General features: G+C 66.0%; 22 protein-coding genes. 8 read left to right on the forward strand and 14 right to left on the reverse strand.

Annotation, left to right across the window (positions count from 1 at the left end):
- The 4 genes from AC0V2Y_RS21950 to AC0V2Y_RS21965 all read right to left on the reverse strand — a co-directional run bounded on the left by AC0V2Y_RS21950 (position 1) and on the right by AC0V2Y_RS21965 (position 4319).
- Entirely contained in the window at positions 1-870 is an 870-nt protein-coding gene (locus tag AC0V2Y_RS21950; RefSeq protein WP_076568598.1) for a putative selenate ABC transporter substrate-binding protein, read from the reverse strand.
- A 25-nt stretch (positions 871-895) separates the two neighbouring features.
- Entirely contained in the window at positions 896-1960 is a 1065-nt protein-coding gene (selD, locus tag AC0V2Y_RS21955; RefSeq protein WP_475413820.1) for a selenide, water dikinase SelD, read from the reverse strand.
- Between the two features lie 45 nt (positions 1961-2005).
- The gene (mnmH, locus tag AC0V2Y_RS21960; protein ID WP_475413819.1) at positions 2006-3097 is read right to left on the reverse strand and encodes a tRNA 2-selenouridine(34) synthase MnmH; all 1092 of its coding nucleotides are present in this window, start codon (positions 3095-3097) and stop codon (positions 2006-2008) included.
- Between the two features lie 79 nt (positions 3098-3176).
- On the reverse strand, positions 3177-4319 hold the full coding sequence (locus AC0V2Y_RS21965; protein ID WP_475413818.1) for an FAD-dependent oxidoreductase: 1143 nt from the start codon (positions 4317-4319) through the stop codon (positions 3177-3179).
- Between the two features lie 89 nt (positions 4320-4408).
- On the opposite strand from AC0V2Y_RS21965, the gene AC0V2Y_RS21970 reads away from it, so the two are divergent.
- On the forward strand, positions 4409-5092 hold the full coding sequence (locus AC0V2Y_RS21970) for a TetR/AcrR family transcriptional regulator (RefSeq protein ID WP_475413817.1): 684 nt from the start codon (positions 4409-4411) through the stop codon (positions 5090-5092).
- On the opposite strand, the gene AC0V2Y_RS21975 is transcribed toward AC0V2Y_RS21970, so the two are convergent.
- A complete protein-coding gene (locus AC0V2Y_RS21975; protein ID WP_070288450.1) occupies positions 5089-5778 on the reverse strand; it encodes an LrgB family protein in 690 nt (229 codons plus the stop codon). The two genes, AC0V2Y_RS21970 and AC0V2Y_RS21975, sit on opposite strands and share 4 nt — an antisense overlap.
- Positions 5775-6233, reverse strand: coding sequence for a CidA/LrgA family protein (locus AC0V2Y_RS21980; protein ID WP_475413816.1), 459 nt, complete (start codon positions 6231-6233; stop codon positions 5775-5777). Before AC0V2Y_RS21980 ends, AC0V2Y_RS21975 begins: the two co-directional genes overlap by 4 nt.
- 102 nt (positions 6234-6335) lie before the next feature.
- Between AC0V2Y_RS21980 and AC0V2Y_RS21985 the strand changes: the two genes are divergently transcribed.
- The 7 genes from AC0V2Y_RS21985 to AC0V2Y_RS22015 all read left to right on the forward strand — a co-directional run bounded on the left by AC0V2Y_RS21985 (position 6336) and on the right by AC0V2Y_RS22015 (position 13765).
- Positions 6336-7244, forward strand: a complete 909-nt coding sequence (locus tag AC0V2Y_RS21985; protein ID WP_475413815.1) for a LysR substrate-binding domain-containing protein — start codon at positions 6336-6338, stop codon at positions 7242-7244.
- 26 nt (positions 7245-7270) lie between these two features.
- Positions 7271-8089, forward strand: a complete 819-nt coding sequence (locus AC0V2Y_RS21990) for a glutaminyl-peptide cyclotransferase (protein ID WP_475413814.1) — start codon at positions 7271-7273, stop codon at positions 8087-8089.
- Positions 8090-8169: 80 nt separating this feature from the next.
- Positions 8170-9024: a hypothetical protein gene (locus AC0V2Y_RS21995; protein WP_475413813.1), complete on the forward strand. Its 855-nt coding sequence runs from the start codon at positions 8170-8172 to the stop codon at positions 9022-9024.
- Positions 9021-9668 (forward strand): hypothetical protein, encoded by a 648-nt coding sequence (locus AC0V2Y_RS22000; protein ID WP_475413812.1) that lies wholly within the window; start codon positions 9021-9023, stop codon positions 9666-9668. The genes AC0V2Y_RS21995 and AC0V2Y_RS22000 overlap by 4 nt, the downstream gene beginning before the upstream one ends.
- Positions 9669-9949: 281 nt before the next feature.
- The gene (locus tag AC0V2Y_RS22005) at positions 9950-11974 is read left to right on the forward strand and encodes a ferritin-like domain-containing protein (RefSeq protein ID WP_475413811.1); all 2025 of its coding nucleotides are present in this window, start codon (positions 9950-9952) and stop codon (positions 11972-11974) included.
- Positions 11974-12909: an MNIO family bufferin maturase gene (gene bufB / locus AC0V2Y_RS22010; protein ID WP_475413810.1), complete on the forward strand. Its 936-nt coding sequence runs from the start codon at positions 11974-11976 to the stop codon at positions 12907-12909. The genes AC0V2Y_RS22005 and bufB overlap by 1 nt, the downstream gene beginning before the upstream one ends.
- Positions 12899-13765, forward strand: coding sequence for an HvfC/BufC family peptide modification chaperone (locus AC0V2Y_RS22015; RefSeq protein ID WP_475413809.1), 867 nt, complete (start codon positions 12899-12901; stop codon positions 13763-13765). The genes bufB and AC0V2Y_RS22015 overlap by 11 nt, the downstream gene beginning before the upstream one ends.
- A 65-nt stretch (positions 13766-13830) precedes the next feature.
- On the opposite strand, the gene AC0V2Y_RS22020 is transcribed toward AC0V2Y_RS22015, so the two are convergent.
- From AC0V2Y_RS22020 to AC0V2Y_RS22055, 8 genes are all read right to left on the reverse strand, one after another.
- Positions 13831-14079 (reverse strand): DUF3297 family protein, encoded by a 249-nt coding sequence (locus AC0V2Y_RS22020; RefSeq protein WP_010398340.1) that lies wholly within the window; start codon positions 14077-14079, stop codon positions 13831-13833.
- Between the two features lie 180 nt (positions 14080-14259).
- Positions 14260-14583, reverse strand: coding sequence for a hypothetical protein (locus tag AC0V2Y_RS22025; RefSeq protein ID WP_475413808.1), 324 nt, complete (start codon positions 14581-14583; stop codon positions 14260-14262).
- Between the two features lie 196 nt (positions 14584-14779).
- A complete protein-coding gene (locus AC0V2Y_RS22030; RefSeq protein WP_475413807.1) occupies positions 14780-15181 on the reverse strand; it encodes a GFA family protein in 402 nt (133 codons plus the stop codon).
- A gap of 10 nt (positions 15182-15191) precedes the next feature.
- Entirely contained in the window at positions 15192-16955 is a 1764-nt protein-coding gene (locus AC0V2Y_RS22035) for an ABC transporter ATP-binding protein (protein WP_475413806.1), read from the reverse strand.
- On the reverse strand, positions 16952-17509 hold the full coding sequence (locus AC0V2Y_RS22040; protein ID WP_475413805.1) for a hypothetical protein: 558 nt from the start codon (positions 17507-17509) through the stop codon (positions 16952-16954). The genes AC0V2Y_RS22035 and AC0V2Y_RS22040 overlap by 4 nt, the downstream gene beginning before the upstream one ends.
- Positions 17509-18018: a MauE/DoxX family redox-associated membrane protein gene (locus AC0V2Y_RS22045; RefSeq protein WP_475418369.1), complete on the reverse strand. Its 510-nt coding sequence runs from the start codon at positions 18016-18018 to the stop codon at positions 17509-17511. The genes AC0V2Y_RS22040 and AC0V2Y_RS22045 overlap by 1 nt, the downstream gene beginning before the upstream one ends.
- Positions 18012-18890 (reverse strand): SDH family Clp fold serine proteinase, encoded by an 879-nt coding sequence (locus AC0V2Y_RS22050; RefSeq protein ID WP_475413803.1) that lies wholly within the window; start codon positions 18888-18890, stop codon positions 18012-18014. Before AC0V2Y_RS22050 ends, AC0V2Y_RS22045 begins: the two co-directional genes overlap by 7 nt.
- Positions 18872-19885: an ATP-grasp domain-containing protein gene (locus AC0V2Y_RS22055; RefSeq protein ID WP_475413802.1), complete on the reverse strand. Its 1014-nt coding sequence runs from the start codon at positions 19883-19885 to the stop codon at positions 18872-18874. The genes AC0V2Y_RS22050 and AC0V2Y_RS22055 overlap by 19 nt, the downstream gene beginning before the upstream one ends.
- Positions 19886-19943: the final 58 nt, after the last annotated feature.

Here is a 19943-nt window from a genome sequence, read left to right on the forward strand (position 1 = left end):
TTACTTCAACAGCTTCGCATCGCGCGCGGCCGCTTCGATATCCTTGTAGTTCTCGGCCTTGGTCGGAATGAACTTGGTGGCGCGCTGCAGCTCGAGGATTTCCTTGCCTTCGGCCGTCGATGGGTCCAGCGCCAGGAAGGCGTCCGTCAGCTTCTTGCGCACGACGGGATTCATGTCGGCGCGCACGCTCCAGTTGTAATCGTAGTAGCCCGGTGTCGTGTAGAACACGCGCACCTTGGCTGGGTCGACCTTTTTCGCTTCGACCAGCTTTTCCCACACGGAAATGTTCAAGGTGCCCGCATCGACCTTGCCGCCGGCGACGGCGGCCACGGTGGCGTCATGCGCGCCCGAGAACGCGATGCGCTTCATGTCCGTGTCCGGGTTGATCTTGGCGGCCAGCAAGTAGTAACGGGGCATCAAGTGGCCCGAGGTCGACGATTCCGAGCCGAATGTGAAGTTCTTGCCTTTCAGGTCAGACAATTGGTTGATGTCCTTGCTGGTGGTCACGAACACGGAGCGGAATTTCGTGTCTTCCTCGCGCTGCACCAGCGGCACGATCTTGCCGCCGCTGCGCACGTTGGCTTGCACGAAAGTAAAACCGCCGAACCAGACCATGTCGAGCTTGTGATTGATCAAGCCTTCCACGGAGGCTGCGTAATCGGTGACGGGCGTAAATTCCACCTTCATGCCCAGCTTTTTCTCCAGATAGCTGCCCAGCGGCTTGAACTTGCGCTGCAATTCCGTCGGCGCTTCGTCGGGGATGGCGGACACACGCAATACCTGCTGCGCCTGCGCCAGGCCGCTGTGGATGGCCAGGGTGGCGGCGACGGTGGCCAGGATGGCGGGGAACTTGTTGGAGAACGTGGTCATGGGAATGCCTTTGAAAGATTGTTCATTAATATACGGAAACACCGGTCGTGCCATCCTGCATCTCGCCGATGACGACGGCGTCGCCAAAGCCTTCGGCGCGGAAAATCGCCAGCACTTGCTCGACGGCTTCCGGCGCACACGCCACCAGCAGGGGGCCGGCCGTTTGCGGGTCCGTCAGGATCGCCTTGTCGATGGCGCTGAGGCTGCCGTCCAGCGCCACTTGCGCGCCGTAGCCCTGCCAGTTGCGGCCCGAGGCGCCCGTGATGTTGCCATTCTGCGCCAGTTGCTGCACTTGCGGCAGCAGCGGCACGTCAGCCATGGCGATACGCGCCTGCAACTTGGCGCCGCGCGCCAGTTCCAGGGTGTGGCCCAGCAAGCCGAAGCCCGTCACGTCCGTCAGCGCATGCACGCCGTCGAGCAGGGCCAGTTTCTTGCCCGGGGTATTCAATTTGGTGGTGTTGTCGATCAGCGAGGCGTAGCCGTCCGCGTCGAGCGCATTCTTCTTCAGCGCGGCCGACAGGATGCCCACGCCGATCGGCTTGCCCAATACCAGTTTATCGCCGGCGCGCGCGCCCGCGTTGCGCTTCACTTGCGACGGATGCACCAGGCCCAGCACGACGAGGCCGTAGATCGGCTCGACGGAATCGATGGTGTGGCCGCCCGCGATGGGGATGCCGGCCTGGGCGCAGATGGTTTCGCCGCCTTTCAAGATGAGGCCGATGGTTTCCACGGGCAGCTTGTTGATCGGCATGCCGACCAGGGCCAGCGCCATGATGGGCGTGCCGCCCATCGCGTACACGTCGGAAATGGCGTTGGTGGCGGCGATGCGGCCGAAGTCGAAGGGATCGTCGACGATGGGCATGAAGAAATCGGTCGTGGCGATCAGCGCCTGCTCGTCGTTGAGCTGGTAGACGGCCGCGTCGTCGGAGGTTTCTATGCCGACCAGCAATTCCTTCGGCAGGGGAAAGCCACCGCTGCCCTTTAAGATGTCGGCCAGCACGCCGGGCGCAATCTTGCAGCCGCAGCCGCCGCCATGGGCAAATTCGGTCAATCGGATGGGTGTATTGGATGTTGCTGCGCTATCGGACATGGTCGTCATCCTGCTCAAAAAGGTCACTAAAAGCTGCGCCGGCGCTTACGCGGCGCTGGCGGTACGGGGTTCGCCGACGATAGCACATAATGCGCGCGCGGCTTGCTCAAAGGCATGTTCTGAAATATCGGGCAAGACCAGCGGCGTCGCCTGGGCGTAGCGGCTGAAGTTGCGGGCGATCGATTGCCGGTAGACGGGGTCGTAATGCTGGACCAGCAGTTCTTCCACCAGTTCGGCCATCTGGCCTGCCGTCGCCAGCTGCTGCCAATGGGCAATTTTCTCCTTGCCATGCAGCTGCGTCAACAGGGCCAGCTGCACGTTCAGGCGCTGTGCATCGCCGACGAAATGCGCATAGTCCTGCATCAGCAATTGCACGCGCTGGGCCGTATCGAGCCGCACGTCCGTGCAGGCGGCCGCGCGCATCTTGTCCATCAGCGCGTCGGGCACGCGCACGCGGCCCACTTTCTTGCTTTCCGATTCGATGAAGACGGGCAATGCCGGGTCGAACTGGCGCAACTGCTGCCACAGCGCGCTTTCGAACGCCTTTTGCGAGGGCTGGTCTTCCTCGGGCAAGCCGCCCAGCACGGAACCGCGGTGCGCTGCCAATTGTTCCAGGTCGATCACTTGCGCGCCTTGCTTGTCCAGCACTTGCAGCAAGCGGCTCTTGCCGCTGCCTGTCGGGCCGCACAGCACGTTGATGAAGTCGAAACGCTCGGGCAGGGTGGCCAGTTCGGCGTTCACGTGGCGCCGGTAATCCTTGTAGCCGCCGTCGAGCTGCGTGACGGGCCAGCCGATGCGCGCCAGGATGTGCGCCATGGCGCCGCTGCGGTTGCCGCCGCGCCAGCAGTAGACGAGCGGCTTCCAATGCTGCGGATGAGCGAGGAAACCGTCTTCGATATGCCGCGCGATATTCTTCGCCACCAGCGCCGCACCCAGCTTCTTCGCTTCGAAGGCACTGGTCTGTTTATACAGGGTGCCGACGCGCACGCGCTGTTCGTCGTCGAGCACGGGCAGGTTGATGGCGCCCGGCAAATGATCTTCCGCGAACTCGGACGGGCTGCGCACGTCGATGATGGCGTCGAATTCATGCAGGCGTGGCAGGATGTCGCTGAAGGGAAGGACTGCGGGGTATTTCATCGTGGCGCGGCTGCTTGGAATGGGGAAAGACGTATTATCCCCGATAAAGGCCGCCGGCGTGGGGCTTTGGCGCCGCCTTTCACACTTCGCGTGCCGGGCCGGCGTCCCGCATGCCCGTGAAGAACTGCACCAGGCTGTGCGGGGCATCGTCGCCGAAGCACAGGCGCAGGATGCGCTCCGACTCGGCCGCGGCCGCGCTGCTGCGCGCAAACAGGGCCGTTTCATACGCCAGCAGGGCCGCCGCCACGTCGCTTGGGTGCGCGGCAAGCGCCTGCGCCAGCTCGGCGCCGTCCAGCATGGCCAGGTTGGCGCCTTCTCCAGCCGGGGCCATCAGATGGGCCGCGTCGCCCAGCAAGGTCACGCCCGCCACGCGCTGCCAGCGGTGGCCGGCGGGCAGCATATGCACGGGACGGGGCACGGGCGGCGTGTCCGCGTCCGTGATCAGGGCCGTGAGCGCCGGCGTCCAGCCGGCAAACTGGGCGGCGATGGCTGCCCGCGCGGCGGCCGGGTCGGCAAAATTGATGCCTGCCAGCCACTCCTCGGGTTGACTCAGGGCCACATACGCATGCAGCACGCCATCGGCTTCGCGGTGGGCCTGGATGCCCTTGCCTGGCGCCAGCGCGAACAGGGCGCCGGCGCCCACGGCTTGCGCGCTGGCCGGATGGCGGCGGTCGCTGTCGAACAGATACGTTTCAATGAAAACAATGCCGCTGTAGGCGGGCTGCGCGCTGGAGAGCAGCGGCCGCACCCGGGACCAGGCGCCGTCCGCGCCCACCAGCAGGTCGCTGGCCGCCGTGGCGCCATGCGCAAAGTGTAAAAGGTGTTGGCCGCCGTCCAGCGTTGCGATGCCTGTCAATTTGTGGCCCCAGCGCACGCAGCCGTCAGGCAAGGCATCGAGCAGCATGCGGCGCAGCTCGCCGCGCGGCACTTCGGGGCGGCCGCCCGTGCCGTCGTCGCCTTCGTCGTGCAGAACCGTGCCGTGCTGGTCGAGCACGCGGCTCGCTTCGCCGCCCGCATGGATGAGGGCGCGGAAGGCGTCATGCAGGCCGGCCGCCCGCAGCGCTTGCTGGCCGCTTTCTTCGTGGATATCGAGCATGCCGCCCTGGCGGCGCGCCTGCGGCGATGCATCCGCTTCATACACGGTGGCGGCGATGCCGTGGACGTGCAGCACGCGGGCGAGCATCAGCCCGCCCAGGCCCGCGCCGATGATGGCGATATGCATGGTGATCCTTCAGATGGTTTTCAAAACAATGATGGAACAACGTTCCAGAGGAATTTTGCGGCAAGCCAGCATCTGTGTCAAGATAGGCTATGCCCCATACCGTAACGACCCCACCACGACGCGCCGACTCGCTGACGCGCGACACCATCATCGACGCCGCCATCGCCCTGCTCGACACGGCGGGCGAGGGCGGCCTGACCTTCCGCGCCCTGGCCGCGCGCCTGGCGACGGGGGCGGGTGCCATCTACTGGCACGTGGCCGACAAGGACGACCTGTTCACGGCCGCCAGCGACGCCATCGTCGCCCGCGCCATGCAGGCCGCCCCGTCCGGCGATACGCCGCAGGCGGGCATCCGCGCCGTGGCGCTGGCCATGTTCGAGGCCATGGATGCGCATCCGTGGCTGGGCTCGGCCCTGTCGCGCGCGCCGGGCCAGCTGCCGACCGTGCGCATCCTGGAACGCCTGGGCCGGCAGGTCGATGCGCTGGGCGTGCCGCAGGACCGGCAGTGGATGGCGGCTTGCGCCTTGCTCAATTATCTGCTGGGCGTGAGCGGGCAGAATGCGGCCAATGCCGTCATCGCCCGGGAACGGGGCCTGGAACGCGCGCATTTCCTCGACACCCTGGCGGGCGCCTGGTCACGCCTCGATGCGCAGGCGTTTCCGTTTGCCCGCAAGGTGGCGGGCCAGCTGCGCGCGCACGACGACCGCGCGGATTTCCTGGCGGGAATCGACCTGATCGTGCATGGCATGCAGGCGCTGCAAGCGGGCAGCTAGCCCAGCAAATGTCCCAGCAGCGGCGCCAGCAGCACCGTCACGACGCCGGAAAAGATCATCGTCAAGCTGGCCACTGCGCCTTCTTCCGTGCCCACGCGGCGCGCCACGGACAAGCCAAAGCCGTGCGCGGCCGCGCCGTATGGGGCGCCGCGGGCGATGCGCATGCGCAAGGGCAGCAGTTTTAACAACGGCTTGCCCAGCATCAAGCCGAACAAGCCCGTCATCACCACGAAGATGCCCGTCAACTGCGCCGAGCCGCCCATGTGGCGCGACGCTTCCAGCGCGAACGGCGTCGACACGGAACGGGCCAGCAGGCTGCGCGCCATGTCGCCGTGCACGCCAAATACCCGGTCCAGCAGCAGGGTGGCGGCGACCGATGCCACGATGCCGGCGCAGCTGCCCAGCGACAAGGCCAGCCAATGCTTGCGGATCAGCTTGCGCTCCTGGAAGATGGGCAGCGCAAACGCGATGGTGGCCGGACCCAGCAGCCACGGCAGCCAGCGCGTCTCGCCGAAATACGTGGCGAACGGCGTCGACGTGGCCTGCACGATGACGATCAATATCGCCGAGGTGCAGATGGCGGGCGTCAGCAAGAAGTGCGGATGGCGGCGGTGCACGGCCTGGTTGGCATAGAACAGCACCAGGGTCAGCAGCAAAAACAGCAGCGACAGCAGCAGGGTGCTCATGCTGCCGCCCGGGCTCTGCGCTGGCGCAGCAGTTTATTCAGGCGCAGCTTGCGTTCATAGCGGCATACCCATTCCACCGTCAGCGCCGTGGCCAGCATCACGCTGGCAAAGCCCAGGCCGATATTTACGAACAGCATCAAGCCCTGCGACTTCAACAGTTGCGTAAATTGCACCACTGATACCACCAGCGGTATGAAGAACAGCAGCATATTGGCCAGCAGCCAGTTCGCGCCCAGTTCGATGGCGCTGGGGCGCACCCAGCCCGCCAGCAGCAGGGCCACCAGCACGAACAGGCCCACGACGCCGCCCGAAAACGGCAAGTGCAGGGCGGACGCGGCCGCGTCGGCCAGCCACCAGGCGGCAATCAAGATACCCACTTGCCACGCGGTCTGCGCGGGCTGGCGCCAGACGGGGGCGGAGGGCAGGGCGGCGGTGGAACAAGGGACGGCTTTCACGGCGAGCTTTCAAACGGCTGGGGAGGTTTTCATTGTAGTGAGCCCACATCAAAAGATAAAATGACTTAAACTCATGATTATCATTCGGTATTGGAATGCATCATGGATATCCGCTCCCTGCGCTACTTCGTCGAAGTGGTCGAACAGAACAGTTTTACGCGGGCGGCCGCCAGGCTGCACGTGACCCAGCCCACCGTCAGCAAGATGATTGCCCAGCTGGAGCAATCGCTGGACCTGGCCTTGCTCGACCGCGCGGGCAAGCGTTTTACCCTGACGGACGCCGGCAAGGTGGTGCTGTCGCGCGCGCATGAGCTGCTGGCCCTGCACGCGGAGCTGAAGGTGGAATTGCGCGACCTGCAAGAACTGGAGCGGGGAGAATTGCGGGTCGGCGTGTCGCCGCAGACGCACTCGACTCTGGCGCCATGGCTGGCCGAATACCACCAGCGCTATCCGGGCATCGAGCTGAAAATGTACGAGAGCGGCACGCAGGCCATCGAGCGCGACTTGCGCACCGGCACGGTGGAACTGGGCACCATGCTCGACTACCCGGGCAATGCGGCCACCTGGCAGGATTTCGAAGCCTTGCCCCTCGTGCGCTCGCCGCTGTGCCTGCTGGCCGCGCCTGGCTCGCCGTGGCAGGGCCGCGCTGCCGTCGCCCTGGCCGAGCTGGCCGACAGCCCCTTCATTTTCTACGGCGCCGCATTTGCCCTCAACGACATCGTGCAGGATGCCTGCCAGCGCGCCGGTTTCGCGCCGCGCATCACGGGCCGCAGCGGTCAGTGGGACTTTATCGCCTCGCTGGTGCGGCTGGGCGTGGGTGTGTGCCTGCTGCCGAAGATGTATTGCGATACGCTTGATGCCGCGCAATTTGACGTGATTCCCTTGGACGGCCCGCCCGTGGAGTGGAATTTGATGCTGGCCTGGCGCCGGGGCGGGCGGCTGTCGTTCGCGGCGCGCGCCTGGCTGGAGCTCGTCAGGGCGCGCATGGCGGACGCGGCACGTTTACAATAGACGAATCCCAACTTCCGCCCGACCCGATGAACATCAACGTCAATACCAGACTCAAACGCACGGCCGGCTCATTGCTGCTGGGATTGTTATGCACCGTAGGCCTGATGAGCGAAATGGGCTACGCCCAGGCCGCCTTGCCCGTATATGGCTATTTCGTCAAGAATACCTATCCGCACGATCCCCAGGCGTTCACGCAGGGCTTGCTGTTCAAGGATGGGCATTTATATGAAAGCACGGGCCAGAACGGCCAGTCTTCCTTGCGCAAGGTGGAGCTGACGACGGGCAAGGTCTTGCAGAAAAGCATGCTCGATAAAAACGTGTTTGGGGAAGGCATCACCGACGTGGGCGATGAAATCCTGGGCCTGACGTGGATTTCGCAGACCGGCTATGTCTTCGACCTGAAGACCTTCAAATTGAAACGCAAGTTCAGCTACCAGGGCGAAGGCTGGGGCCTGGCCAGTGACAGCCAGTTCGTCTACATGAGCGACGGCACGGCCGCCATCCGCGTGCTGAATCCGAAAACGATGGCCGAGGTGCGCCGCTTCGAGGTGAAGGCCGAGGGCCGCCCCATCGAGCGGCTGAACGAGCTGGAAATGGTCGATGGGCAACTGCTTGCCAATGTGTGGGGCGCGGACGTGATCGCCCGCATCGACCCGGCCAGCGGCAAGGTTGTCGGCTGGATCGACCTGACGGGCTTGCTGCCGCCCGAGCAGCGGGGCACGGCCAATCCCGACGCCGTGCTCAACGGCATCGCCTGGGATGCACGGGGCAAGCGCTTGTTTGTCACGGGCAAACTCTGGCCCAAGCTGTTCGAGATCGAGCTGATCGAAATCCAGCGCCGTTGATGTTGGCTATCGGACAGTGTTGCTGGCGATGAATCGTTTATGATGGCATCCTTCGCCCGGTGCGACCTTCACAGGATGCCATGTTGTCCCTATCTTTATGCCGTCTGGCGGCTGCCGCCAGCTTGCTTGCCGCCGTCCTGCCCGCCGCGCAGGCGCAAACATCATACGTGCCGGTGATGCAGCAATACGGCGACTTTGTCGTCACGCGCGATCGCCACGACCCGCTCGTTACCTTGACTTTCCGCAAGCACGGTTATTGGCCCGGCGGCGCGCGCGAAGTGGTGGAAGTGCGGCCCCTGGCGGCCACGCGCGAGGGCCAGCCCATGCTGCTGGCATTCACCAAGGGTTATACGGGTCAGGGCACCATCCTCATCGGCGTGCAGAATGGCGAACCGCTGATGCGCCCCATCAGCCCCCTGCAGCGCGACAACATGGTGCGCACGGAGCGCGACCCCGAATGGGGCGTGCCGCAGCCGGGCCGTCCCGAGATGCTGCTGTTCGCCCGCGACGGCCGCGCGCTCGATACGCGCACGGGCGAGCTGCTGTGGTTTGACGTGGCTGGCGGCGTCACCGGCGATTACGCGTCCGCCATGCTGGTGTCCGTCTCGCCCGACGGGCGGCGCGGCGCGTATCTGACGAATGCGCTGACGAAGGTGGGGATCATCGTCGCCACGCGCGACGACGGCGTGGCCGGCGTGCTCGCTTTGCCGCCCGATACCTATCAGCGGTGGCTGAAACCGCTGTCGGATGCCGCTGCCGCGCAGGCGGGCGCCGCCATCAAGGCGCGCCAGGGCCGCACGGATTCAAACCGCATCCGGCGCGAGCTGGAACTGGCCTGGTTCGGCCAGCAATTTCAATGGAAAGAAGGCAAGGGCGGCTGGCAAGTGACGGGCCTGGGCCTCGCTTCCGCGCCGCCGGAGGGAAAACAGCCATGAGCATACCTAGACTGATCGCCGGCTGCCTCGCCGCAGCCCTGCTGGCCGGCTGCGTGCACAGCGAGATCGCCCCCAGGGATTATCTGGCGCAAGACATCGACAAGAGCCAGGCCCTGGTGGAAGTGGACGTCGTCATCGGGCAAGCGCCCGATGACAAGCTGACGTCGCGCATGACGGCGCGCAACAGCGTGGAATACGGGGGCGCGCCGCATATCGTCGTGCCGTTCTACCAGAAGGGCCTGGGCTTCGACCAGGGTTTCGCGGGCACCTATATGTTTGCCGTGCCGTATCCGATCGCCAAGGTCGAGACGGCCACGGCCAGCAGCCGCGTCTTCGGCCAGAAACTTGACGGGCAGCAGCCGGGCAGCCCGCGCTACCGTTTCCGCGTGCCGGGCAAGGCGCAGTGGAACAGCAATGAAACCTTCATGCTGAGTTTTGCGCGCAAGGGCCGCCGCGAAGAAATCACTTTCCGTTTCAGCAACGAGCAAAGCTGCCCGTCCGCCTTCCTGGCCACCACGCCAAGATATGGCTTTCCCATCAAGGTCGTCGCCACCTTCAAGGACAATAAAGGCTGCCTGAAAGTGTGCGACAGCCGCGACCAGTGGCCCGGCTTTTGCGCCTTCCAGCCGCCGCCGGCCGCCTGACTATCATCATGCAAGCGCCGCGCCGGCGTTGGACGGCGCGGCGCTTATACACGCGCGCGTTTTGCCGATTCTATTCAATTGTCATCGAATGATGGCGTAAAACGCCTATTTTCACGGCCAAAGCGCAGCTGAATTGATGCAGATCAATGCCTGGAGCAGTGCATAAATCTTGCCGCAAAAATATCTTTCTCAGGCGTATGATTTCTGTGCCGTGAGCAGCGCACGCAGATGGCGCGGCGCGGCCCGATATCCGAAACGCATCCTTCCTGTGGAGAGACAGAATGAAAATGCCCGTTTTAGGAAGCACCCAGGCCGCCATCAGCAACCGTCCGCTCGACATGCTGGCCACCGACACTGCCGCCGTGCGCGCCATCGCCCAGGCGGCCGTCAGCGTGGAGCTGTTCACGATTCCCCTGTACATGGCCACCATGTATTCGATCCAGGGCACGCACCAGATCAACTCGAAAGGCATCACCTACTACGAAGGCCGCCAGTGGCCGGGCATGGGCACCACGGCGCGGCCCGAACTGAAGGAGCAGAAGGCTTTCAATATCATCTTCAGCGTCTTCATCCAGGAAATGCTGCACCTGCAGATGGCGGCCAACCTGGCCACGGCCATCGGCACGGCGCCATGCTTCACGGGCTCGGAGCTGCAATCGCAAGACCACGGCTGGACCTGCTACGGCAAGGACTGCACGCTGATCCCGCACATCGTCGACTTGCAGGACACGGCTGACTACCGCCACGTGCGCGTCAACCTGGAAGAGCTGAACGACAACCAGTGCGACCTGTTCCTCGCCATTGAGCAGCCGGAACAGCAGGCGCGCGCCCAACTGGCGAAGTTTGACGCGCACAACCACACCAAATATTTCCCCGAGGTACCGTTCGTGGGCTGGACGCCGGGCAAGCACGTGCATGACCTGCCCCTGTTCGGCACCATCGGCTACATGTATGAATGCTATGCGCGCTACATCAGCATCGAATACACGGATGGCCAGACCTTGTGGCACAAGCTGTTCGTCAACGGCTCGGTGCAGCAGGACATGTTCAACAGCCAGGTGCAGGGCCATGCGCGGGCCGAGTTTCCCAAGTTCGACACCTGCTTCGGCCCGCAGGACCAGGATGGCGGCCAGACGGGCTCGTTCAACAAGGCCATCGACATGATGGCGGCCATCACCGACCAGGGCGAGGGCAGCGATACGGCCATCCAGCGCTACCGCCGTGACGCGGCGCAGCGCCTGATGGCCGTGCAGCCCGACTACCGCGAAGACCTGGCCGCCCTGAAGTGCGATTACCCGTCCTACGCGAACAATGGCAAGGACGCCGAATCGCGCGATGCGGCCGCGCGCCACGACAGCGCCCCGTTCGACCATTACGAGCGCTTCGGCCAGGTCAAGGCCATGCTGCCCGTGCAGACCTGGGCCGGCTGGCACAGCGAAGGGGGGCGCTGGAGCGAGGCCATGCTGACCAACGAGCGCTACAACCCGGCCACCGCGCCGAAGAACATCCCCGCGCCCGCTGCCGTGGCGGGCGCCCTGAACCGCCTGAAGGACGCCGGCGGCACCCTGCAAATGCTGAGCACGGTGGCCACGGGCGCAATCTATGGCATCACTTCCGTGCTGGACAAGTACTGGCTGAACCAGAAACTGGAGTTTCCGTATCCGTCGATGGTGGGGGCGGGCGACCGCATGGCCATCTGCTGGGCCGTGCTGGGCCAGGCGCCGAACCTGGCGACGGGCGTGCCGCTGGCCGAGAAGGGCGTGCTGTACCACGCCTGCCAGGGCATGCATCTGGAGGGCGAGGCGTCGTCCACCTGCGCCGCGCTGGCCGTCTACCACACCTGCCGCGGCTCTAACGGCTGCCACGCCCAGGGCGGCTGCGGCTTTGCCCAGCCCGACACGGGCGGCTCTTCCTGCGGCCATTCGGTCAAGGCTGCCGCGGCGCCGGGCAGCGAGTGCTACGTGCCGCCACCGCCACCGCAGGACGATCAAGTCTACAGCGCGCCCAGCGACAACAAATGCGGCGGCTTCGGCGGCTGCGCCGTGCCGATTTCGGCCTCGCAGCTGTATCCGAACACCACGAAGAAGGACCCGCCCGAACCCGCCACCATGACCCTGTACGATTTCGGTCCCGCGCCCGAGCACCGCAGCATTCCGCTGGGCCAGAGCATGCGCTTCGCGCTCGGCGACAATGTCTACGACAAGGCCTGGGAAGCCTACGGCAAGGTGATGGCGGCGCGCGGCACGCCGGTGGGCGCGCCGCCGGCGCCCACCGACCTGCGCCTGGCCTTGCCTCCGTCGACCTGATGCGGGGCATCCTGCACGAGGCGCGGCCGCGCCTGGGCCTGCCGAACCTGGGCCTGGGCGTGGGGCTGCGCCCGCCCCATTACGCGCACATCCTGGAACACGGTCCGCAGGTGGACTGGTTCGAGATCATCAGCGAGAATTTCATCGACAACCACGGCTATGCGCGCCATGTGCTCGAGCAGGTGGCGGCGCAGGTGCCCATCGTCATGCATGGCGTGTCGCTGTCGATCGGCAGCAGCGATCCGCTGAGCCTGGCCTACCTGCGCAAGCTGCGCCAGCTGGCCGCCGAGATCCGCCCCGCGTGGATTTCCGACCACCTGTGCTGGACGGGCGCCGCCTCGCTCAACAGCCATGACTTGCTGCCCTTGCCGCTGGACGAGGCCAGCCTGCGCCACGTGGGCGCGCGCGTGCGCCAGGTACAGGAATTCCTGGGCCGGCCCCTGATCCTGGAAAACCCCAGCACCTATGTGGAGTTTGCCCAGTCCAGCATGCCGGAATGGGAATTCCTGGGACGCCTGGCCGAGGAGACGGGTTGCGGACTTTTGCTCGACGTTAATAATGTCCACGTCAGCGCGCATAACCACGGCTATGACGCGGCCGCCTACATCCGCCAGCTGCCGCACGACCACATCGTGCAAATCCACCTGGCCGGGCCCACCGTCTGCGGCGACGTGCTGATCGACACGCACGACGCACCCGTGCCGGCCGCCGTCTGGCGCCTGTACGCGCTGGCGCAGCAGTTGACGGGCGGCGTGTCGGCCCTGCTGGAATGGGATGCGGATATCCCGCCCTATCTGCAGCTGCTGGCTGAACTGGACAAGGCGCGCGCGGCCGGGCGGGGAGAATTCGCCGACGCGGCGCCCGCCACGGCCAAGATTGCCGCCGCCGTCCCGGCGCCGCTGGGCTTTCACCTGGAGGCGGCCCATGCCCCGTAGCGCCGATGGGGATGCCCGCGCCCCGCTGGTGCAGTTGCAGGCGTGGTTTTTGACGGCCATGACGGCGCCGGGCGGCGTGGCGCGCGGTGCGCAGCTGGCCAGCGAGCGCCACGGCCTGACGCAGGAGCAAGTGCTGAAACGGGCGCGGGGCGGGCCGGCGCCACTGCACATCCATGCGGACGGCTACGTGCAGCGCCTGCTCGAATGCCTGCAAGCCGACTATCCCGTCTTGCGCAAGGTCATGGGCGACGAGCTGTTCGCCTTCTTTGCCCGCGCCTATGTCTGGCGCCACCCGTCCGCGTCGCCCACCCTGTATGACCTGGGCGGCGGCTTTGCCGATTTTCTCGCCGCCAGCCAGGGCGCGGCCGGCGCGCAGGGGACGGCCTTGCGCTTTCCCGTCGAACTGGCGCGGCTGGAGCGGGCGCGCAGCGAGGCGGGCAGGGCGCCGGGGCTGGAAAAGCGGGCGCAGCCCGTTCTGCCTTCCGGTCTGGACTTGCTTTTGGGAAATGCGCCGGCCTGGCGCCTGGCGCCGTGCACGCGGCTGCTGGCCCTGTCATTTCCCTTGTGTGCATTCTGGCAACAGGTGCAGGCCGCGCCGGACGCTGCCGTGCCGGCCCAGCCGCAGGCCAGTTCCGCTTACGTGGCCATTTCGCGCATGCATTACCGGCTTGCCATGCACGAGTTGCAGCCCTGGCAGTTTGACTGCCTGCAGGCGCTGGCCGGCGGCGCGCCGCTGGCACAGTGCGCGCGGCAGGCGGCACAGTCCAGCGGCAGGGCGCCGGACGAGGTGCTGGCCGACACCATGCTGTGGCTGCCCATGGCGGCCGCGGCCGGACTGGTCACCAGCACTGCCTGAGCGGAAAGCGGCGGACGCAAAAAAGGCCGATGAAAATCGGCCTCGATGACAACTGCAGGTGTTGCTTAGCGGTAAAACGCTTCGACTTTGCCTTTCAGCTTGATCTGCAGCGGACGGCCGCGGCGGTCGAGGGACTTGGTGGATGCGACCTTGATCCAGCGTTCGCTGATGCAATATTCTTCCACGTCAAGACGTTCCTTGTCGTTGAAGCGGATGCCGACGTCGTTCTCGAACACGGCTGCAACGTGGTAAGGGCTGCTCGGGTCGATCGACAGGCGATCGGGCAATGGGGGTAAGGTAGTGGTATCGTTCATGGGCGTAATTATCGCCCAGAATGCCGATCCAGACAACGGCCTTTCGCGCGCCATCTGTGTGGGCGGGTGCAAAATAGCGGGGCGGCCGTAGCACACCCATGGAGCGGCACGGCCACGCCGCACCGGTCCATGCTGCTACGGATGACCGGCTGACTTGCCGGCAATCACACTGCCCGGGAATCAGGATTTGTCGTCATTCTTGTGGCTTTGACGTCCCGCTTCCACGTGCTGCTCGTGCGTGCCGCCCCGAGAACCGGAGCCGGAACCCGATTGTTCGCTGCCGCTCCTGCCCTGGCCCGATTGCTGGCCCGACTGCTGCGAACCCGATTGCCTGTCGCCGTCATTCTTGTGGCTTTGGCGGCCCGCCTCGACATGCTGCTCGTGCGTGCCACCCTGGGTGCCGCCCGACGATTGGCGGCTGCCGGACTGCTTGTCCGACTGTTGGCTGCCCGATTGCTGTTTGTCCGATTGGCTGCCGGATTTGTCGTTGCTGTTCGAAGTCATGGTCATTCCCCTATGGTTAGTCTGCGTCATCATCCGGTCCGACATTGGGGCGGATGCTCCTGCCTGCGCTCCGGCGCCGTGCGGCACCGTTGCGACGATTCTCGCCGCCCGCGTCGGGCTTAACCATAGGGACACTCCTTGCCGCCACGTAGGAAAACTCCGTGGTAGCTGACAACCATTTCTAGATTTGCATTATCTACAGATGCCGCGTTTCCTGCGGCGGCGTGTCCCAGTCGTCATGCCAGCCATCGACAAAGGTGACGGGCGCCCGGGCCAGCTCGGCCACCGCCGCATCGTCGAGGCAGTTCACGCCGATGCCGACAAACGGGCCGCTGCGGGGCGAATCGCCGCGGCCAAACGGGCGCACCCCGCAGTGGCGGCAAAAATAGTGGCGTTCGCGGCCGGCGCCGAAGCGGTATTCGCTCAAGGCCTCCTCGCCGGCCAGCAAGCGGAAGTCAGCGGGCGGCACCTGGCTGGCCCAGCAGCGGATCTTCAGGCAATAGGAACAGTTGCAGCGCAGGCTGGGGTCCGCCAGGTCGATCTCGGCCGCGAAGCGCACGGTGCCGCAGTGGCAGCTGCCACGGTAGGTTTTTTTCATCGTGCCCACTCTACAGCGTGGCCGTGCTGTCATGCAACTGCTGGAATTGCGACAGCTGCTGCTGCATCAGCCGCGCATACTGGCCGCCCGCGCGCAGCAGCTGGGCATGCGTGCCTTGCTGGCAGATCTTGCCATCCTGCATGACGATGATGCGGTCGGCCTTGACGATGGTGGAAAAGCGGTGGGCGATGATGATGGTGGTGCGCCCTTGCATCAGGGTATCGAGCGCCCGCTGCACCAGCTGTTCGCTGGCCGCGTCGAGCGCGCTGGTGGCTTCGTCCAGAATCAGGATTTTCGGCGCGCGCAGGATGGCGCGGGCAATCGCGATGCGCTGCTTCTGTCCGCCGGACAATTGCACGCCCCGTTCGCCCACCACGGTGTCGTAGCCTTCCGGAAACGTCTCGATGAAGTCGTGGGCGTGCGCCAGGCGCGCCGCTGCCAGCATTTCGTCGCGCGTCACCTGGCGGTCCGGCACGGCAAAGGCGATATTGTCCGCGATGCTGCCGGAAAACAGGGCCGGCTCCTGCTCCACCACGGCCATCTGGCGCCGCAGCTGCGCCAGGCCCAGCACCCGCGCATCGATGCCGTCGAACAGCAGGCTGCCGGCCCCGGGCTGGTAATGGCCAAGTACCAGGCTGGCGATGGTGGACTTGCCCGCGCCTGAGGCGCCCACCAGCGCGATCTTTTCCCCGGCCCGGATGGACAGGCTGACGCCGTCGAGGGCCGTCGCCTGCATCCGCTCGGGGTAGGAAAAGCGCACATCGCGCAGCGCGATATGGCCGGCCAGCGGCGGCTGCGGCGCCGCGTCGGGCACGGGACGGTGGCTGCGCAGGATCTCGAAGATGCGGTCGGTCGAGCCCATGGTGCGCATCCAGGTGTTCCAGAATTCGCTGATGGAGCCGGCCGTGTCCGTCACCATGCTGGCATAGATGACGAAGGCCGTCAGCTGGCCCACCGTCAGCTGGCCCTGACCGATCAGATGGCCGCCGAAGCACAGGGTGGTCAGCAGGGCCACGAAGGCGAGCAGCCCCTGCGCGCCCTGGAACACGGCCAGCAGCCGCGTGCCGGCCAGCGACACGTCGAGCAGTTGCCGCATGGCTTGCGCATAGCGGGCCATGGCGCCGCCTTGCTGGTTGAAGGCCTGCACCAGGCGCGCATGGGCGAAATATTCCTGCGCCACCTTGCCGCTGGCGGCCAGGCTGGCGGAAATGGCCCGCGAACGCAGCCGGTAATTGCTGCCTGATAACTTACCGAAATACAGGCTGATGGGAATGAACAGGGCCAGCGGCAGGCTCAGCATGGGTGACAGCTGCAGCAGCATGGCGATGCCGCCCAGAAACACGCACAGCGAGCGCAAGGCATTGGCCGCGCCGATGGTCAGGCTTTCGTGCAGGGCCGACACGTCGGATGTGAGCCGGCTGTTCAGCTCGCCGCCATGGTGCTTGTCGAAGAAGGCGATGGGCTGGTTGATCACCACGTCGAACAGACGCCGGCGCACGCCCATGACGACCATGTGGCCGCTCGACTGCAGCAGGTAGAAGCGGGCAGCCGACGCCAGCGCATACAGCACGCTGAAGGCCAGCATGGCGGCCGCCATGCCGGGCGTGATGCCGCGCCGCGTCAGTTCCGCCACGTGGTCGATGAAATACGCGATGGCTTGCGGAAAGGCCAGCTGCGCGCCCACGGTGAGGGCCATGCACAGCAGGCCGGCGGCGATGCGCCAGCGCACGGGGTACAGCAGGCGCAGGCGTTCCAGGTGGGGAGCGGCATTCATGCCGCCTGCTCCTCGGGACGTGCTTCCTGTTCCAGCTGCTGCGCCAGGGCCAGCCAGTCTTCGTCGCCGATCAGGCCGCTCGCCTCAAGCATGCCCTCATGGTTGACAAAAAGATAGGATGGAGAGCTCATCAGCGGATTCAGGCGCCGGTAGTCGCGCAGGCTGACGCGTGCCGCCGCCGCCCGCAAGGGGCCGTCGGGCAGGAAGGCGCGCAGGCGGCGCGGCACTTCCTCGCTGAGCAGCCACACGGCCAGGCCCGCATCCCGCGCCAGCGGCAGCAGCCGTTCGATGCCGGCCAGCTTTTCCGCGCATTTCGGGCAGCGGCTGGCGAGGAACAGCAGCACGGCCGCCTGGCCGCCAGCGCCCGGCTGAAAAGGCGCGCCGCCAGCCAGCGCGCGGGCTGGCACGGCAGGCAGGGGCTCGCCCGGCGCCAGCGCCGCGGGCACGATGCGTTCGCGGCGGCTGGCGCGCAGCACGGCCAGGCTGAGCCAGATATTGCCGGCGATGGCGAACGCCAGTGCCGCCAGCACCAGTTGCAATGTGGTGGCATCCATCAGTCCGCCTTTGCCAGGGTGGCGATGTCGTGCAGGGAAATGATGGCCACGCAGGCGATGGCGGCCAGGCCGGCTGCCAATACAGTGGTGGCCACGGGCAAGGCCGTTTCCTGCGCCAGCGCACAGTAGGCGCCGTTGATGGCGACCGCCAGCACGTTGCGCAGCAGGTCGTAGTGCGACACGGGCCGCGCCGCTTCGCCGAAGCAGCTGCAGCGCACCACGCTGTGCGTGAAGTAGCGCCAGGCCAGCACGGCGGTGAGGGTACTGAGCAGCAATAGCGACAGCAGCATCGGCAGATGCGTGCCGCCGGCCAATATCCAGCCCGCCAGCAGCAGTTCGGCCGTGACCAGGGCTGGCGCGGCCCAGGCAGCGGCGGCGGGCGGCAGGCCGAACGAGGTGGCCAGGTTGCCGCGGAAGGCAGCATAGCTGCGCAGCTTGCCCACCCCGGCCGCCAACAGCAGCAAGGCGATGCAGCAGCGCGCAGTATCAGATAGCAATGCCGTCAGCATGGCGGCTGCGCTTGCGTAGTCCACAGGGGCGCGAAGCCGCCCGGACGCTGGCGCCGCAGCTGCACGCCGTCGCGCGAGGCCAGCAGCGCATCGTTCCACGCCTCGTCGGGCGCGCTGCGCAGGGCGCCGCCTATGCTCGCCTGCAACTGGACCGAGATGGCCCAGCCCAGCCGTTCAGCCTGGGCATCGCGCGCCATGTTCAGCCCCAGCTGGGCCAGCTCTTCGCGCGTCAAGGCATAGTTGTGCGAGTGGTATCCGGTCACCAGTTGCGCGACGATGGCGCGCCGCGCCTCTGGCGTGGCATCGGGCAATTGCCACGCCAGCAATTCCTCGCCGATCTGCGCCAGTTCCAGCGTGGTGCGGTAAAAGGCCGTCAGGGACGGGGGAAAGATGCTGCCGCACAGCAGGGACAAGGATTGCTGGCGCGCTTCGCCGGCATCGACGCCGAACCACTGCTGCGCCATGTCGCCGAAGACCTTGATGTCCAGGCTGGACATTGAGCCGCCGTCCACGCCGTCGAGCTGCGGGTCGATGGGCGAGAACAAGGCCAGGTCGCCGGCGATGATTTCGTCGGCGCCCAGGGCCAGCAGGGTGGCGGCCGACTGGCAGTGGAAGGGCACGATAAAGCTCAGGTGGCGCGCATGCTGGCGCAGCAGCAGGGCGATGCGGCGCGCCGCGTTGACGATGCCGCCCCGTCCGTGCAGCACCACGTCGAGGCGCGCCACGGGGCCGATGCCCTGGCACAGCTGGTACAGGGCGGGCAGCAGTTCCATGTCCAGGTGCGAGGCGGCCAGGACGATGGCGCGGCTGTCGCGCGCCTGCTCCAGTGCGCACAGCTGCGCCGGCAGCAGGGTCAGGTCTGGCTGTGGCATACGGCTCCTTCGATCAGGGTATCGGCAACGCTTTCCAGCAGGGGTAGGGCGGGCAGCAGTTGTTGCACATATAAAAATTGCCCGACAGGATTGTTTTCCAGGAAAACATACTCGCCCTCGGGCGTGACGATCAGGTCCAGCGCGCCGTACTCGAGACCATAGCTGTGCACGAAAGCGAGGCAGCGCTGGTGTATCTCGTCCGGCAAGGTGGCCGCCTCATAGCGGATGGGCGCCGACATGTCGCGCGAATCGATGGCCGTGCGCGCATCGTCCTGGGAATACAGGCGGGCGGCAAACAGTTTCTGGCCTATCACGGTGATGCGCAGTTCGTATTGCTTGGCGATATATTCCTGGAACTGGCAGCTCAGTTCGCCGACGGCGTCCAGGCTGTCGAGCATGGCGTCGTCGACGACGGTGGTGCCGATGCCCGCGCTGACCCTGTCTGCATCCTCGACGGTTTCGGCCGCCAGGGTGGGCGTGGACATGCTCTTGAAAATGATGGGCCCGCCAACGGCGGCGCGGAAAGCGCGCACGTCGTCGGGCACGTTGCTGATCATGGTGGCGGGTACGCGAAAGCCCATGCGCGCGGCCCTTTCCAGCTGTTCGCCCTTCCATTGCGCGCCGCGCAGGGCGAGAGGATGGCTGAGCCAGTAGCAATCGAGTCCGTACAGCACGCTGAAGATGGCTTGCTCCGTTTCCAGCCGGGCGTAGGCGCGCTCCTGCGGCGTCAGGTCGGCGCTGGCGTAGGCATAGTCGGCCGGCTTGCGCAGCCAGACGGCGCCCACTTGCCGCAGGTCCAGCCAGTCGCCGTCGGGCAGGCGGCGCAGGCGCGCGCTGGCCTGGCCGCGCAGCAGGCGCTGGCACAGCTGGTAATCGCGGGGGAAGGCATCGAGGTCGATACGGAAGGGGGCATGGCCGCGGGCGGCCAGGATACGGGAAACCAGGTCGGCATGCAAATCGCCGCTATGGCTGATAATCAATACCTTTTTATGCATTCAGGGGCCTGCGGCGAAGGAAAATAAAAGGCCTTGCCGTGGCAAGGCCTTCAGTTGG

This window comes from Janthinobacterium sp. BHSEK, assembly GCF_056174685.1.